The sequence below is a fragment of the Bariatricus sp. TF06-38A genome (assembly GCF_027690675.1).
Lineage (GTDB): Bacteria > Bacillota > Clostridia > Lachnospirales > Lachnospiraceae > Allocoprococcus > Allocoprococcus comes.
The window spans coordinates 1-16,463 of record NZ_JAQFCE010000019.1 but is presented as its reverse complement, the minus strand read 5'-3'; the positions used below and the strand labels follow the sequence as shown (position 1 = coordinate 16,463).

The window sequence follows — 16,463 nt, the reverse complement described above, 5'->3', positions numbered from 1 at the left end:
ATTCTCTATTGAGTCGTCAATTAATGTATATTATAATAAGAAACATATACATGCTGATTTCAAACTGATCAGTTTTTATGATAATGAATGGGGATATACCAGTCAGATCTTCCGCCTGATTTCGCATATGTACCAGGTGGACCATGGTGTAAAATAAAACAGATTGTAAATGAAAAAGTAAAACGTATATCAGCAGTAACAGTCAGAAGCCATAAAAGAAAGAGTATCACGTGAACAAGAAGAAACGTAATACTCTTTTTGTTTACTTCAAAATTTCCATTTCTGATCTCAGAAATAAATTTCCTGAAATTGAGACTCTTGTTAATAGTGGAAATCCTGTGTATTTAACTAAAAACGGATATGGCGCTAATTCGTTGGGTGGCGGCTTTTGTATTTGCGATAAGTGTTATGATAACAACAAGAAGCTTGCTGGTTTATGTTGCCGTATGAGGCAGAGGATTATGCGGAAAATTTGATCTCTCAGGTGTGAAAAAACGATGAAAAAATAGAACAACAGGAGTTTGATACGACTAAAATAGTTGATTTTCTCACTTAAACAAGCTATTATTAAAAGTAATTGTCTTAATAAAATACCTGTTTCAAATTCATCGTTTACAGTATTATATAATATGCTAAAGTATCGCTGTAATCGCATTCAGTCGTAAGCATTCGCATACAATTCTTACGACAGAAAAACAGTCGTAAAACGGTAAAAAATGGGGGGAATTTTGGGGACATTTTTTTTCAAAAAACGGTAAAAAATAAAGTGGTTTTAAAATTAAAAATATTATAAATTGTAAAATTTCTACACTTAAAATTGTGTAAAAATCACAAATAAACAAACTAAAAACGGAGGAAAAATGAGGAAATTAGCATTAGATGATGATATTTTACTGAATATAGAGAAACCTGCCCGCTACATTGGTCATGAGGTCAATTCAGTAATGAAAGATAAAAATGCGGTGGATATAAGGTTTGCAATGTGTTTTCCGGAGGTATATGAGGTTGGTATGTCCCATCTGGGAATCCAGATTCTGTACGATATGTTCAACCGCCGGGAGGATACCTGGTGCGAGAGAGTCTACTCTCCATGGATTGATCTGGACAAGATCATGCGCGAAAAACACATCCCGCTCTTTGCCCTGGAATCTCAGGACCCGGTAAAGGATTTTGACTTTCTTGGCATCACATTACAGTTTGAGATGTGTTACACCAATGTACTGCAGGTGCTGGATTTATCCGGTATTCCACTTCACAGTGAAGACAGAACTTTAGAAGATCCATTTGTCATTGGTGGTGGACCATGTGTTTACAATACAGAACCACTGGCAGAATTTTTCGATATGTTCTATATCGGAGAGGGCGAAGTGGTTTATGATGAGCTTCTGGAAGCATACAAAAAGTGGAAGAGAGCCGGAAAAAGCCGGAAAGAATTTCTGGAAATGGCAGCAGAGATCGAGGGAATTTACGTTCCTTCTTTTTATGATGTCACTTACAAAGAAGACGGCACAATCGAATCTTTCCTGCCAAACAATCCGCATGCAAAGGAAAAAATTAAACGAGTAGTTGCGGCAGATATGAGCCAGACAACCTATCCGTTAAAGCCGGTTGTCCCGTTTATCAAGGTTACACAGGACAGAGCGGTTCTGGAGATTCAGCGCGGCTGTATCCGTGGATGTCGTTTCTGTCAGGCGGGAATGGTTTACCGTCCGACACGTCCGCGTGATATCAATATGCTCAAAGAGACGGCACGTGCAATGCTGAAGAATACGGGACATGAAGAGATCACCTTAAGTTCTTTAAGTTCCAGTGATTACAACGAACTGGAAGAGATCGTCACCTTCCTGATCGATGAGTTCCACACACAGGGCGTCAACATTTCCCTGCCGTCCCTTCGTATCGATGCATTTTCTTTGGATGTTATGAGCAAGGTGCAGGATGTGCGTAAGAGCAGTCTGACCTTCGCCCCGGAAGCCGGAACACAGAGGATGCGTAATGTAATCAACAAAGGTCTGACGGAAGACGACATTTTAAATGGTGCAGGACAGGCTTTTGAAGGTGGATGGACGAAGGTCAAGCTCTATTTCATGCTTGGACTTCCGACCGAAACCCAGGAAGATATGGAAGGAATTGCTGTTCTTGCAGATAAAGTAGCACGCCGGTATTATGAAATTCCGAAGGATCAGAGAAATGGAAAATGTCAGATCACGGCAAGTAGTTCCTTTTTTGTACCGAAACCATTTTCACCGCTTCAATGGGCGACCATGCAGCCGATGGAAGAATATATCCGCCGTGCAGGAATTGTACAGGAAGCATTCCGCAACCAGCTGAACCGCAAGAGTCTGCGCTACAACTGGCATACCGCCGAAGTAACCGTTCTGGAAGGCGTCTTTGCCCGCGGTGACCGGAAGGTCGGAAAGGTTCTGGAAGAGGCTTACCGTCTTGGCTGTATTTACGATGCGTGGGATGAGTATTTTGATTATGATAAATGGCTGCAGGCCTTTGAAAATACAGGTGTAGACATGGATTTCTATAATCTCAGAAAGCGTGAATTAGATGAAATCTTCCCATGGGATTTCATCAATTGTGGCGTGACAAAATCTTTCCTTATAAGAGAATGGAAGAATGCAATGGAAGGGAATGTAACCCCGAACTGCCGTGCAAAATGTTCCGGCTGTGGGGCAGCAAGTTACGGAGGAGGTGTCTGCTTTGAAGGCAAGAATTAAATTTCGGAAAAATGGAGTGATGAAGTTCATCGGACACCTGGATATCATGCGGTATTTCCAGAAAGCGATTCGCCGTGCCGAGATTCCGATCGCATTTACCAGTGGTTACAGCCCGCACATGATCATGTCTTTCGCTAATCCACTTGGGGTAGGGCTTACCAGTGACGGGGAATATTTTGATATCGAATTGACCGAGTCAATCGCCAGCAAAGAAGCGGTCAGACGGCTGAATGAACAGATGGTAGACGGCATGGAGATCGTCAGCTTTGTGCAGATCCCGGATGATAAGAAAAGCAAAGGAATGTCAATCGTAGCAGGTGCCGACTATTTATCTTCGGTAAAAAATGGCAGCCTGCCGGAAGATCTTACTGAAAAGCTGGAAGCTTTTTATGCGCAGAATGAAATCTGTGTGGTCAAAAAGACGAAAAAGAGTGAAAAAGAAGTGGACATTCGTCCGATGATCTACAAGCTGGAATGCCGGGACGGAAAGATTTATATGCGTGTGGCAGCAGGAAGTGTCCAGAACTTAAAGCCGGAGCTGGTCACAGAAGCGTTTGTCCACTATCTTGGTATGGATGCGGAGGAAGTGACCTTTACCCACCACAGACTGGAAACTTTTGCGGAATCCGAAAACACGGAGGGCAAGATGATTCTGGTTCCACTGGATGCGCTTGGAACGGAGATTGTATAGATGGAACGAAAAGTACTCCTTACGGAATGCATGAACCGCCGGGTGCTTGCAGTTTTAGAGAATGAGAAAGTAACGGAATTTCACTTTGGCAGTAGCGGAGAAAAAAAGAGCTGCCGCCTGGGTGAAATTTATGTCGGAAGAGTACGGAAAATCCTTCCGAATATCGGTGGCGCATTTGTTGAAATTGCAAATGGTGAGCAATGCTATTTTGCGCTGGATGGAAAATATACCCCGGTTTTCACCAATAAGATTGGAAAGAAGCCACTTGTGATCGGTGATGAACTTCTGGTTCAGGTGGAGAAAGAAGCAGTGAAAACCAAGCAGCCTGTCGTGACCGGGAACTTAAATTTCACCGGGCAGTATGTAGTACTGACTTCCGGCAATCGTACCATTGGTGTATCCGGTAAAATCCACGGTGTCAGGAAAGAAGAACTGCAAAAGCTGGGACAGGACTATATAGACTGTGATTTCGGATTGATTTTCCGGACAAATTGTGTGGAAGCAGAAGAAACACAGATCCGTGCCGAAATTGACAAACTGGCAGAGAACTATCACAGAATCGTAGAATATGGCAAGATGCGGACCTGCTTCAGCTGTCTGCAGAGTGCACCGGATCCGTGCGTACAGGCACTCCGGGATATTTACAAAAAAGATTTGACGGAAATTATTGTAGAGGAAACGGTAGAAGATGGAGCTTTGTATAAAGAAGTTCAGACTTATCTGGAAACGGAAATGCCAGATGAACTTCCGCTTCTCCGTGCGTATACGGATGCGTCTTATCCACTTGTAAAATGCTATAACCTGGAAGGGGCGATCCGAGAAGCCAGACAAGAACGGGTATGGATGAAATCCGGGGCTTATCTGGTGATCCAGCCAACCGAGGCGCTGACTGTAATCGATGTCAATTCCGGAAAATGTCTGAAAAAGAATTCTCATTTTCCGGAGATCAACCGGGAGGCAGCAAGAGAAGCAGTCCGCCAGATCCGGCTCCGCAATATTTCCGGTATCATTATTATTGATTTTATCAACATGAAATCAGCAGAAGAGAAGAAAGAACTTCTTGCGTATCTGCAGCTGGAATTAAAGAAGGACCCAAATCCGGGAAATGTGATTGGAATGACGAAACTGCAGCTGGTGGAAATTACACGAAAGAAAATCCGAAAAACACTGGAGGAAAGTTTACATGGGTAAAAAAGAAGTCAAAACAAATGCAATGCGAATTTTAGACAGAAAGAAAATTTCTTACGAATATCAGACCTATGAATGCGATGAATTCACGGATGGAATTGAAACTGCCGATAAGCTGAATCTGCCTCACGAACAGGTTTACAAGACCATTGTCACAACAGGGAAAAGTGGCGAACATTATGTTTTCGTTCTTCCGATCGAAGCAGAAATTGATTTTAAGAAGGCTGCAAAAGCGGTTGGTGAAAAATCTATTGAAATGCTTCATTTAAAGGAGTTAACACCGCTTACCGGCTATGTGCGTGGTGGATGCACTTCGATCGGAATGAAAAAGCATTTTCCGACGGTCATTGATGCAAGTGCACAGCAGTTTGAGAAAGTCTATGTAAGTGCCGGAAGAATCGGTGCACAACTGACACTTGCACCGGAGGATTTGAGAAAAGCAGCGGATGCTACATTTGCAGATGTAATTCATGCATAGAAAGTTTTCAAAAAAAGAAATTCTATTAGACAAAATGCAAGATTTTCAACAGATTCCAAAAGAAAATCTTGCATTTTTCACGTCAGCGTAATAAAGTAATAACTACATAAGTGTAGAAACATCTGCCCGGTGTTTCTACAGAAAATGCAGGTTTGCCATGTGCAGATCAGAATACATGAATTGAGAGATGGAGGAATACCAACAGATGATTAAGGTAGTGAAATTCGGCGGAAGTTCTCTTGCCGATGCAGTACAGATTAAAAAGGCAGGAAAGATCGTTCTTTCAGAGGAATCAAGACGTTACGTTGTACCGTCTGCTCCGGGAAAGCGTTTTTCCGACGACACCAAGGTAACAGATATGCTGTATCGTTGTTACGGCGCAGCTGTAAAAGAGAAGAAATTTACAGAATTACTCGCTGACATTCAGAAGAGATATCAGGAAATCATTGAAGGGCTTGGAATCACTCTTTCTCTTGACGAAGAATTTGCCACCATCCGTGATAATTTTGCAAAGAAGATCGGAAGAGATTATGCTGCTTCCCGTGGAGAATATTTAAACGGACGTGTAATCGCAGCTTATCTTGGATATGAGTTTATCGATGCGGCAGAAGTGATCAAGTTCGATGAAAATGGGAACTTCCTTTCAGAAGAAACTAACCAGGTACTTGCAGACAGACTTTCAAAAGTAGAGCGTGCCGTGATTCCTGGATTCTACGGAGCACGTCCGGACGGAACGATCCAGACATTTTCCCGCGGCGGATCTGATGTAACAGGATCGATCGTTGCAAGAGCCACACATGCTGATATGTATGAGAACTGGACAGACGTATCCGGATTCCTCATTGCAGATCCCCGTATCATTAAGAATCCAAAAGGAATCGAAGCAATTACTTACAAAGAGTTGCGTGAACTTTCTTATATGGGTGCCAGCGTATTACATGAAGATGCAATCTTCCCGGTTCGTAAAGAAGGAATCCCGATCAACATCCGTAATACAAACGCACCGGAAGAAAAGGGTACTCTGATCGTAGAAGGAACCTGCAGAAAGCCGAAGTATACAATTACCGGTATTGCAGGAAAGCGTGGATTTGCTTCTATTACAATTGAAAAAGCAATGATGAACTCAGAAGTCGGATTTGGCCGCAAGGTTCTTGGTGTATTTGAAGATGAAGGAATTTCTTTTGAACATATGCCGTCAGGAATTGATACTATGACTATCTTCGTTCATCAGGATGAATTTGAAGAACATGAGCAGAAAGTGCTTGCGGGCATCCACCGTGCCGTGAATCCGGATGACATCGAACTGGAATCCGATCTTGCACTGATCGCTGTTGTTGGACGTGGAATGCGTCAGACACGCGGTACAGCCGGAAGAATTTTCTCTGCACTGGCACATGCACATGTCAATGTAAAAATGATCGATCAGGGATCCAGCGAGTTAAATATTATCATCGGTGTGAGAGAGCACGACTTTGAAGCAGCAATCAAAGCAATTTATGATATTTTTGTTAACACTCAGCTGTAAATCTTCAATTCGATCCTTAAATATGGTATAGTACAGGTGTTGGGGAAAACTCCCCTGTACAGAATATTCATACAAGAGAGGATACGAAAATGAATATATTATTTTTCCTGAAGCCAAAAGCAGAAGTGGCATTTGTATATGACTACCACACGCTCAGACAGGCAATGGAAATCATGGAGTACCACAAATACTCATCCATTCCGATGATCAACCGGGAAGGTAAATACGTCGGTACAATCACCGAAGGAGACCTGCTCTGGGGACTTAAGAAGCTGAACATCCTGAATCTGAAAGAAGCAGAAGACATTGCAATCACGAAGATTGCAAGAAGAGCAGATTACCGGCCGGTAAGCGCTGATTCCAATATGGAAGATCTGATGGAAAAAGCGATGGATCAGAACTTTGTTCCGGTCATAGATGACCAGGAGAATTTCATAGGAATTATCACAAGAAAAGACATTATCGGATATTGTTATGAAAAAATTAAAAAAATCGCAAATTAGGGGTTGACTTTGTGCGGTATTCCACTGTATAATACAGAGGTATGCCGCACAACGAGGTTATAAGTCCTGATTTGATCAGACACCGTAGTTGGCGAGTAATGATAATAGGAGGTGCCATATGTACGCAATTATAGCAACAGGTGGTAAACAGTACAAAGTAGCCGAAGGCGATATCATTAAAGTAGAAAAGCTTGGTGTGGAAGCCGGACAGTCTTATACTTTTGACCAGGTTCTCGCAGTAAGTGGTGACGAGCTTAAAGTTGGAACACCAGTAGTAGAAGGTGCAACAGTTGAAGCATCTGTAATTGGTGACGGAAAAGCTAAAAAAGTTATCGTTTACAAGTATAAGAGAAAAACAGGTTACCACAAGAAAAACGGACACAGACAGCAGTATACAGCAGTTAAGATCGAAAAGATCAACGCGTAAGAAGCTGGTGGTTATATGATACGAGTAACCATTTATAAAAATGAAAAACATCAATGTGTAGGTTTCAAAGCACATGGTCATGCAGGATTCAGTGAAGAAGGACAGGATATTGTCTGCGCAGCTGTTTCCGTACTTACGATCAATACTTTGAATGCCATTGAGAAATTTGCGGATGACCGTACAAGCCTTGTATCCGATGAATCCAAAGGACTCATTGACTATCGACTTAAAGGTAATCCGACTCGCGAGGCAAAGCTTTTGCTTGACGCGATGGTTCTTGGTCTGGAAGAGATTGCAGAAGATGAGAACTACAGAGAATATATGGATTTGACATACGAGGAGGTGTAACAACCATGATGAAATTAAACCTTCAGTTTTTCGCTCATAAAAAAGGAGTTGGTTCTACAAAGAACGGTCGTGACTCTGAATCTAAGAGACTTGGAGCAAAAAGAGCAGACGGACAGTTTGTAAAAGCTGGTAACATCCTTTACAGACAGCGCGGAACAAAGATTCATCCAGGAATCAATGTAGGTCGCGGTGGTGACGATACATTATTTGCACTGGTTGACGGTGTTGTTCGTTTTGAAAGAAAAGGAAGAGATAAGAAACAGGTTTCTATCTATCCAGTAGCTGAATAAGCAGATTTAACAGAGGCTTCAAACTTTTTTGGTTTGAAGCCTTGTTTTTAGTCATAAATAAGGAGGACATATTATGTTTGCAGACAGAGCAAAAATATATATCCGATCCGGAAAGGGCGGCGACGGTCACGTCAGCTTTCGCAGGGAATTATATGTTCCGAATGGCGGTCCGGACGGAGGCGACGGCGGTCGCGGCGGTGATGTAATCTTTGAAGTGGACAAAGGTCTTAACACACTGGTAGATTTCCGTCACAAAACAAAATATAAAGCACAGGACGGAGAGGAAGGCGGCAAAAAGCGCTGTCATGGTAAGGATGCAAAGGATCTGATCCTGAAAGTTCCTGAAGGGACAGTTATCCGTGAAGCAGAGACCAATAAAGTCATTGCCGATATGTCGGGCGAGAACCAGCGCCAGATTATCTTAAAAGGCGGTAAGGGCGGTCTTGGAAATATGCATTTTGCAACCTCTACCATGCAGGTTCCGAAGTATGCACAGCCGGGAAAGCCTGCACAGGAACTCTGGGTGAATCTGGAACTTAAGGTGATTGCAGACGTTGGGCTTGTAGGTTTCCCGAATGTTGGTAAATCCACATTCCTTTCCCGTGTAACCAATGCGCAGCCAAAGATTGCAAATTATCATTTCACAACACTCAGCCCGAACCTTGGAGTTGTAGATCTGGAAGGTGCAAAGGGATTTGTTATTGCAGATATTCCGGGACTGATTGAAGGAGCATCAGAAGGTGTCGGACTTGGACATGAATTTTTGCGTCATGTTGAACGTACCAAGATGATGATCCATGTTGTGGATGCGGCAGGTATCGAAGGACGTGATCCGGTTGAAGACATTTACAAGATCAACGCTGAACTGGAAGCCTATAACAAAGAAATTTCCATGCGTCCACAGGTTATTGCAGCAAATAAGGTTGACCTGATCTATTCCGAAGATGAAGATCCGATCCAGAGACTGAGAGATGAGTTCGAGCCAAAAGGAATCAAGGTATTCCCGATTTCCGGTGTGACCGGAGAAGGGCTTTCTGATCTTCTTTACTATGTAAATAATGAACTTCAGAAGTTGGATGACAAGCCGATCGTATTTGAACAGGAATATTTCCCGGAAGAAGAGATCATCCACATGGATCTTCCATATACCGTGGAAAAAGAAGACGATATATTTGTAGTAGAGGGACCAAAGATCGAAAAGATGCTTGGTTACACCAATCTGGATTCCGAGAAGGGATTTGCTTTCTTCCAGAAATTCCTGAAAGAAACCGGTATCCTTGAACAGCTTGAAAATGCAGGTGTTCAGGAAGGCGATACTATCCGTATGTACGGTCTTCAGTTTGAATATTACCGTTAGAAAAGAACATAATTTCAGAAAGGAGAAGTTTTATGACTTCCAAACAGAGAGCTTATTTAAAGAGCCTTGCGATGACGATGGATCCGATCCTTCAGATCGGTAAATCCAGCGTAACACCGGAACTTACCGCAGCTGTTGCAGAAGCGCTTGAAGCAAGAGAACTGATCAAGCTTCACGTTCTTCAGAACTGTGGAGATGATCTGCGTGGAATGGCAGATACCCTTGCAGAGCGTACACGTTCCCAGGTGGTACAGGTTATCGGAAGAAAAATCGTTCTTTATAAAGAGGGAAAAGACGACAAGAAGAAAATCGTTCTTCCTTAATGAGTGGAGTATAGATTATGAGAATCGGTATTATGGGCGGAACATTTGATCCCATCCACAACGGGCATCTGATGCTTGGTGAATATGCATACCAGCAGTTCCATCTGGATGAAGTGTGGTATATGCCAAACGGCAATCCGCCCCATAAATCAAATCCGGAAATACGAAAAGATTTACAGGACCGTGCCGAAATGACACGCCTTGCAATTGAAGAAATCCCGTATTTCCAGATTTGTACCTATGAAATGGATCGAAAGGAAACTTCGTACTCCTATCAGACAATGGAGTATTTTAAAGAGACTTATCCGCAGGATGAATTTTATTTTATCATCGGTGCGGATTCTCTTTTCAATCTGGAAACTTGGAAATGTCCGGAAAGACTTCTGAAAACAGCGGTCATCCTGGCAGCATATCGGGATGATGCAGGAGCGCCGAAAGAAATGCGCCGTCAGATCACATATTTGAAAGAAAAGTATGCATGTGATATCCGGCTTCTCCGTACCCCTGTGATGCCGGTTTCTTCCAGTGAGATCCGGCAGATGATCCGAGGAGGAGAGACAGAAGATCTTCCGATTCCGAAAAAGGTTGCAGATTATATAGATTTGAACAGATTATATCAGGTGAGTGAACATGACGGAAACAATACTTAAGATGCAGAAAAAAGTAAAACGGTACCTGGATAAAGACCGTTATGATCATACGATCGGTGTGATGCATACGGCAGGCTGCCTTGCCATGCGTTATGGTGCCAATATGGAGCAGGCTTTGACGGCAGGACTTTTACATGACTGTGCAAAATGTGTGCCGGCAGATGAAAAGATTAAGCTCTGCGAGAAAAATCATATCGAAATTTCCGATGCAGAGTACAAAAATCCGGGACTTCTGCACGCAAAGCTGGGCGCATTTTTTGCCCGGGAAAAATATGGAATAGAAAATGAAGAGATTCTACGATCGATCGAGTCTCATACAACCGGTCGTCCGAATATGTCTCTGCTTGATAAGATCATTTATATCGCAGATTATATTGAGCCTGGAAGAGATGTTGCACCAAATCTTCCGGAAGTACGTGCGCTTGCATTTGTAGATATCGATGCATGTCTTTACCGTATTCTGGAAGATACACTTGCATATCTTGCCGAAAAAGGTGCAACGTTAGATCCTGCGACAGAAGAGACATTTTTATATTATAAGAACCTGAAAAACAGTGATTCCGAAAAGGAGGACAAAAACTGATGCAGACAATCGAGCAGTCAAGAGAGATGGCAAAACTTGCCTGCGAAGCACTCGCTGACAAAAAAGGCGAAGATATCCGTGTAATTGACATTGCAGGAATCTCTGTGCTTGCAGATTATTTTATCATTGCAAACGGAACCAACGAAAGCCAGGTAAGAGCACTGGTTGACAATGTAGAAGAGACACTCGGAAAAGCAGGATACGAAGTCAAACAGCGTGAAGGCTATGGCCTTGGAAGCTGGGTACTGCTGGACTTTGGCGATATTATCGTACATGTATTCGACAGAGAAAACCGTGTTTTCTATGATCTGGAAAGAATCTGGAGAGACGGAAAACAGGTTGATCCGGAAGAATTATAAAAGAATTCAAAATGAGAATGTGCTTCGGCACATTCTTTTTTAAATGTAAAAAGCAGGGCATGCGCCCTGCTTTTCTGGTACAATTATTCAAGATATATAAGCTTATTCACAAAGTCTTGAGAATGCATCCGCAACAAACTGTACTTTAGTTCCAACAATAACCTGTACAGAAGTTTTTCCAGGTCTAATAACACCTGCAACACCTGCAGATTTGATCACTTTGTCGTTAACTGCAGTCATATCTTTTACTTCCAGTCTCAGTCTTGTTACACAGTTGTCGATGCTTGCAATGTTTTCCTTTCCGCCGCAACCTTCAAGAATCTTTGCTGCGATAGCTGTGAAGTCATCACTTGCCAGTTCTACATTTTTTTCTGCTTCCAGATCGTCATCATCTTCTCTACCCGGTGTCTTCAGATCAAATTTCTTGATCGCGAAGAGGAATACGAAATAGAAAACTAAGAATGCTGCGATTCCAAGAGGAATGATGAGCCATATCTTAGCTGCTGCCGGAAGAGAAGCAGAGAAGAATAAGTCCATCGCACCTGCTGAGAACGAGAATCCTGCACGGAATCCAAGTGCAACTGTGATCATTGTGAAGATACCGTAAAGTGCTGCGTAAATTACATAAAGTACAGGTGCAAGGAACATGAATCCGAATTCGAACGGTTCAGTTACACCACAGATGAATGCACAAAGAGCTGCAGAAGCTACAAGTCCGATTGCAACTTTCTTTTTACCCGGTTTTGCACATTTTACCATAGCAAGAGCTGCACCCGGGATACCGAACATCATACATGGGAAGAATCCTGACATGTACATTCCAAGGCTCCAAGATACGTCTGCAGATGTTTCACCGGCCCAGAAGTGCTGTAAGTCACCAAGACCGATGGTATCAAACCAGAATACGTTGTTCAGTGCGTGATGTAATCCGGTAGGGATCAGCAGTCGGTTGAGGAATGCATAGATACCGGCTCCTACAACATCCAGACCAACAATACCTTTTCCAAGAGCAACAAGTGCACCGAAAAGTAATGGCCATACGAATAATAAAACAACAGATGCAAGAATAGAAACAACTCCTGCAATAATTGCTACACAGCGTTTTCCACTGAAGAAAGCCAACCAGTCCGGAAGCTTTGTGTTTTTGAATCTGTTGTAGCACATTGATCCGATGATACCTGCGAGAATACCGATAAACGGGTTTTCAATTTTGTCGAATGCAAGTGTCTTTGTTGCGCTGTCTGCGATAGAAGGCATGATCGTTGTAACAAATCCTGTTGCAAGAAGTGTTTTCATCATAAGCCATGAAGCAAGAGCTGCAATACCGCCGGTACCGTCATTCTTTTCAGACATACCGACACCAACACCGATTGCAAAAAGAATTGCCATGTTGTCGATCAAAGCTCCACCTGCTTTTACTAAAAACAGACCGATCAGATCTACTGCACCCTGGATGTCTCCACCCTGCATCGTAGCCGGACATAACCTGTATCCAATACCCATGAGGATACCACAGATCGGAAGAATAGCTACCGGGAGCATTAACGCTTTACCAAGTTTTTGTAAGAATTTCATCTTTTCTCCTCCTTAGAAATAAAATAAAAGTATACACTAAACTGGACCATTCCAGTTAGCTTCGATTGAAAAAGCACAGATCCTAGGATAATTTAAGCACAGCATCCTCCAGTGTGACTTCGCCTTTCTTCTGAAGGGCTATTTTTCCATAAGTATCTGTATTACAGATGAGTACCGGAGTAATGGTATTTAATCCGGCTGCCTGGATCTTATCCAGATCAACTTCCATCAGGAGATCTCCCTGTTTTACCTTGTCACCTGCAACAACATGGGGGGTAAAAGGTTCTCCTTTCAGTGTAACGGTATCAAGACCGATATGGATCAGAATCTCTGTTCCCTGGGTGCTTGTCATAGTAACGGCGTGAAGAGTATCAAATACCATACTCACTTTCCCATCTGCCGGTGCATAGACCTTTCCCTCGGAAGGAATGACTGCAAATCCGTCTCCTAATATTTTATCCGCAAAAGTCGAATCCGGAACTTCTGTGATCGGTACGACTTTTCCGTTACACGGGGAGTGGAGTAGATTCCCCTTATTTTTTCCTTTAAATAAACCTAACATGTGATCTCCTTTCCATCTACATAGACGCTTACTATATTCAAATCTTTATCTAAAAGCACAAAATCTGCTTTCTTACCAGCGGAGATACTTCCGACCTCATGGAAAATTCCGATTTCTTTTGCCGGATTTTCAGATGCGCACATGACTGCTGTTTCAAACGGAAGGCCGACTTTCTTAACCACAAAACGCACACAGTCCATAAGATTCGTAGCAGAACCAGCAATTGTTCCATCATGCAGAGTAGCAAGATTGCCTTTTACCTTTACCGGCTGTCCGCCAAGGGTGTAATCTCCATCATCCAGACCAGTTGCTCGCATACTGTCACTGATCAGAATCATACGCTTCGCACCAAACATGGCAAAGGTTGCGCGGATCACAGACGGGTGAATATGTACACCGTCGCAGATCAGCTCTGCATGGCATGTTTCAGAATCCCTAACTGCACCGATTACGCCCGGATTTCTATGATTCAATGGTGGCATTGCATTGTACAAATGGGTTGCATGGGAAGCACCACGCTGAATGGCTTCTTTTGCAGTATCATAATCCGATGCGGTATGCGCAAGGGATATAACCACCTCATCCTTTGCTTTCTCGATAAATTCCATGGCTCCCGGTTCTTCCGGTGCAAGATCCACCAGTTTGATCAGTCCCTTTGCCGCCTTTTGAAGCCGGCAGAAATATTCATAATCACACTGCAGGATATTTTCTTCTGCCTGGGCACCTTTTTTGGAAGCACTGATAAATGGTCCTTCCATATTGATACCAACCAGGTGTGCACCGCCATTGTAGGTGTAATCACCTGCATTTTTCATAACATTTAAAAGCTCGTCTTTAGCAATTGTCATGGTAGCCGGACAGACAGAAGTTACACCGATGGACGCTTCATATTTTGTAATGATATCCAGTGCTTCTTTTGTACCGTCGCACATGTCTGCTCCCATGCATCCGTGAAAATGAATGTCCACAAGTCCCGGAATCATATAAAGTCCCTGGGCATCCACGATCTGGGCATCCTGTTCCGAAAAATCCGAAAAACTTACAAATCTGCCATTTTCTACAACTGCATTCCCGTTCACAAAAGTATGATCTTCTGTATAAATTGACGCATTTTTAATGATCATTTTCAAAGCCTCCGTTCCTTGCAGACATGATTATAAAGGAAGTTTGCTAAGTGCAGCTTCGTCAGCTACCAAAGTCACATCATTATGCAGCTGTAAAACAGAAGCAGGAACCTTCGGTGTGATCGGACCAAAGAAAGCATCTCTTACGATTTCTGCTTTATCTTCGCCACTTGCAACGATCAGGATTTTCTTTGCCTGCATGATCGTCTTGATTCCCATTGTATAAGCCTGTTTCGGAACATCGTCAGCTGAAGCAAAGAAACGTTTGTTTGCTTCGATGGTAGACTGAGTCAGATTTACACAATGAACCTGCTTGTCAAAAGCTTCCCCCGGTTCGTTGAATCCGATATGACCGTTATGACCGATTCCGAGAAGCTGAAGATCTACGCCGCCTAAAGACTGAATCAGATTGGTATATTCCTGGCATTCTTTTTGAGAATCCGGTTCCATTCCGTTTGGAAGGTGTGTATTCTCAGCTGGAATATTCACATGATCAAATAGGTTCTGATGCATGAAATAGTAGTAGCTCTGATCGTTGTCACGGCTAAGTCCTTTATATTCATCAAGGTTTACCGTCATAACTTCTGAGAAATCAAGATCACCTTTGTTATACCATTCCACCAACTGCTTATAAAGACCGATCGGAGTAGATCCGGTTGCAAGCCCCAGAACACAATTTGGTTTCATAATAACCTGTGCAGAAACAATATTGGCAGCCTTGCGGCTCATGTCTACGTAATCTTTTGCTTTGTAAATTCTCATTTTTATCCTCTCTCCATTCCATAAATATTAAACGCCACGATTCTTTATACAATTTGCATATATCACAGCAAGTTGTATTAGTACATATACACATCCTAACCAATGCACACACTTCTGCCTACAAAAAATTTAGCGTTTTACCGAATTACATTGAAATTGGTGAATATTCTTCTAGCTAAATTCATGATATTATTATAACAAAAAAATCAAGATTACCCATGTAAAAAACTACGTGAGGTATATAAAAAACAACAAAAACAACAAATATACATAAAAATGTTATCCTTGCTTTTCATATCTTATGGGGATATTGCTGGACAATCTTTGTTTCTAACGGTTTTAAGGATTTCTACTCATTTTGGTTTCCAGGAAAAAGCTGTTTTTATAAACTTCTGATTGAATAAAATCCATTTCCGAAGCAAGGACAGAAAGGGTCTGTTCTACGATCTGGAAAGAATCTGGAGCGATGGCAAACAGGTGGATCCGGAATATCTGTAAATATATTTTCTGGTGTTTTAGAGACTGATACTGGTGATCCGATGCTTTCTGTGTTATAATATATAAGTTATCAGGGAACTTGATTCTGAATCATGGAGGCACAAAGTATGGAACCCATGTATTTGTCAATCCAGCCGAAAAAGACTGGAGAACGCATAAGAAAGCTACTCTTGGAAAAAGGATATACAATTCGGGAAATCCAGGGAGCTTTTGGATTTGAAAATCCGCAGGCCATTTATAAATGGCTTTCCGGCAAATCGTTACCCAGTATAGACAATTTCATTATTTTAAGTAGATTATTACATACTTCGATTGAAGATATCCTCGTCATTGACGGGGATATTTCTTATTACATAGGAAATGTCATTTCCTATGTAATAAAAGCCTCCGGCAGGATGCGCACTGCGGCGTATAATGAAGATGTCGCAAGCGACCGCCACAGGCGCTAGGGGCTGTGAAAAAAGAATAGTCCCGAAAAAAAAGAAAGACCAAGA

The 16,463-nt window shown here is 42.5% G+C and carries 19 protein-coding genes and 1 pseudogene; 16 read left to right on the top strand and 4 right to left on the bottom strand.

Annotation, left to right across the window (positions count from 1 at the left end):
- Window positions 1-272 precede the first annotated feature (272 nt).
- The 15 genes and pseudogenes from PG418_RS13350 to rsfS all read left to right on the top strand — a co-directional run.
- Window positions 273-368: pseudogene (locus tag PG418_RS13350) on the top strand (type II toxin-antitoxin system Phd/YefM family antitoxin); the annotation flags it as partial.
- 492 nt (window positions 369-860) lie between these two features.
- Window positions 861-2,726: a TIGR03960 family B12-binding radical SAM protein gene (locus PG418_RS13345; RefSeq protein WP_195254931.1), complete on the top strand. Its 1,866-nt coding sequence runs from the start codon at window positions 861-863 to the stop codon at window positions 2,724-2,726.
- On the top strand, window positions 2,710-3,417 hold the full coding sequence (locus PG418_RS13340) for a TIGR03936 family radical SAM-associated protein (protein ID WP_498837503.1): 708 nt from the start codon (window positions 2,710-2,712) through the stop codon (window positions 3,415-3,417). The genes PG418_RS13345 and PG418_RS13340 overlap by 17 nt, the downstream gene beginning before the upstream one ends.
- Window positions 3,418-4,608 carry a ribonuclease E/G gene (locus tag PG418_RS13335; protein WP_498837502.1) on the top strand — a complete coding sequence of 397 codons (1,191 nt, stop codon included), beginning with the start codon at window positions 3,418-3,420 and terminating at the stop codon, window positions 4,606-4,608.
- Window positions 4,601-5,083 (top strand): Cys-tRNA(Pro) deacylase, encoded by a 483-nt coding sequence (ybaK, locus tag PG418_RS13330; RefSeq protein ID WP_008370496.1) that lies wholly within the window; start codon window positions 4,601-4,603, stop codon window positions 5,081-5,083. The genes PG418_RS13335 and ybaK overlap by 8 nt, the downstream gene beginning before the upstream one ends.
- Window positions 5,084-5,288: 205 nt before the next feature.
- Window positions 5,289-6,608 carry an aspartate kinase gene (locus PG418_RS13325; RefSeq protein ID WP_055157219.1) on the top strand — a complete coding sequence of 440 codons (1,320 nt, stop codon included), beginning with the start codon at window positions 5,289-5,291 and terminating at the stop codon, window positions 6,606-6,608.
- Window positions 6,609-6,697: 89 nt separating this feature from the next.
- Entirely contained in the window at window positions 6,698-7,111 is a 414-nt protein-coding gene (locus PG418_RS13320; RefSeq protein ID WP_173687471.1) for a CBS domain-containing protein, read from the top strand.
- 118 nt (window positions 7,112-7,229) lie between these two features.
- Window positions 7,230-7,538 (top strand): 50S ribosomal protein L21, encoded by a 309-nt coding sequence (gene rplU / locus PG418_RS13315; RefSeq protein ID WP_008370484.1) that lies wholly within the window; start codon window positions 7,230-7,232, stop codon window positions 7,536-7,538.
- Window positions 7,539-7,553: 15 nt separating this feature from the next.
- Window positions 7,554-7,886 (top strand): ribosomal-processing cysteine protease Prp, encoded by a 333-nt coding sequence (locus PG418_RS13310; RefSeq protein WP_008370483.1) that lies wholly within the window; start codon window positions 7,554-7,556, stop codon window positions 7,884-7,886.
- A gap of 5 nt (window positions 7,887-7,891) precedes the next feature.
- Entirely contained in the window at window positions 7,892-8,176 is a 285-nt protein-coding gene (rpmA, locus tag PG418_RS13305; protein WP_008370482.1) for a 50S ribosomal protein L27, read from the top strand.
- A 73-nt stretch (window positions 8,177-8,249) separates the two neighbouring features.
- Window positions 8,250-9,533, top strand: coding sequence for a GTPase ObgE (obgE, locus tag PG418_RS13300; protein ID WP_055297587.1), 1,284 nt, complete (start codon window positions 8,250-8,252; stop codon window positions 9,531-9,533).
- A 32-nt stretch (window positions 9,534-9,565) separates the two neighbouring features.
- On the top strand, window positions 9,566-9,856 hold the full coding sequence (gene yhbY / locus PG418_RS13295) for a ribosome assembly RNA-binding protein YhbY (protein WP_498837501.1): 291 nt from the start codon (window positions 9,566-9,568) through the stop codon (window positions 9,854-9,856).
- A gap of 17 nt (window positions 9,857-9,873) precedes the next feature.
- Entirely contained in the window at window positions 9,874-10,506 is a 633-nt protein-coding gene (gene nadD / locus PG418_RS13290; RefSeq protein WP_173700137.1) for a nicotinate-nucleotide adenylyltransferase, read from the top strand.
- On the top strand, window positions 10,487-11,089 hold the full coding sequence (yqeK, locus tag PG418_RS13285; RefSeq protein WP_498837500.1) for a bis(5'-nucleosyl)-tetraphosphatase (symmetrical) YqeK: 603 nt from the start codon (window positions 10,487-10,489) through the stop codon (window positions 11,087-11,089). Before nadD ends, yqeK begins: the two co-directional genes overlap by 20 nt.
- A gap of 8 nt (window positions 11,090-11,097) precedes the next feature.
- The gene (rsfS, locus tag PG418_RS13280; protein WP_044998772.1) at window positions 11,098-11,448 is read left to right on the top strand and encodes a ribosome silencing factor; all 351 of its coding nucleotides are present in this window, start codon (window positions 11,098-11,100) and stop codon (window positions 11,446-11,448) included.
- A 102-nt stretch (window positions 11,449-11,550) separates the two neighbouring features.
- Here rsfS and PG418_RS13275 read toward each other — a convergent pair whose 3' ends face one another.
- The 4 genes from PG418_RS13275 to nagB all read right to left on the bottom strand — a co-directional run bounded on the left by PG418_RS13275 (window position 11,551) and on the right by nagB (window position 15,471).
- A complete protein-coding gene (locus PG418_RS13275; protein WP_498837499.1) occupies window positions 11,551-13,023 on the bottom strand; it encodes a PTS transporter subunit EIIC in 1,473 nt (490 codons plus the stop codon).
- A gap of 82 nt (window positions 13,024-13,105) precedes the next feature.
- Window positions 13,106-13,585, bottom strand: a complete 480-nt coding sequence (locus tag PG418_RS13270) for a PTS sugar transporter subunit IIA (protein WP_342999799.1) — start codon at window positions 13,583-13,585, stop codon at window positions 13,106-13,108.
- The gene (nagA, locus tag PG418_RS13265) at window positions 13,579-14,709 is read right to left on the bottom strand and encodes an N-acetylglucosamine-6-phosphate deacetylase (RefSeq protein WP_498837498.1); all 1,131 of its coding nucleotides are present in this window, start codon (window positions 14,707-14,709) and stop codon (window positions 13,579-13,581) included. The genes PG418_RS13270 and nagA overlap by 7 nt, the downstream gene beginning before the upstream one ends.
- Window positions 14,710-14,739: 30 nt before the next feature.
- Window positions 14,740-15,471: a glucosamine-6-phosphate deaminase gene (gene nagB / locus PG418_RS13260; RefSeq protein WP_008370457.1), complete on the bottom strand. Its 732-nt coding sequence runs from the start codon at window positions 15,469-15,471 to the stop codon at window positions 14,740-14,742.
- Window positions 15,472-16,076: 605 nt separating this feature from the next.
- Here nagB and PG418_RS13255 point away from each other — a divergent pair.
- A complete protein-coding gene (locus PG418_RS13255) occupies window positions 16,077-16,418 on the top strand; it encodes a helix-turn-helix domain-containing protein (RefSeq protein ID WP_342999797.1) in 342 nt (113 codons plus the stop codon).
- Window positions 16,419-16,463: the final 45 nt, after the last annotated feature.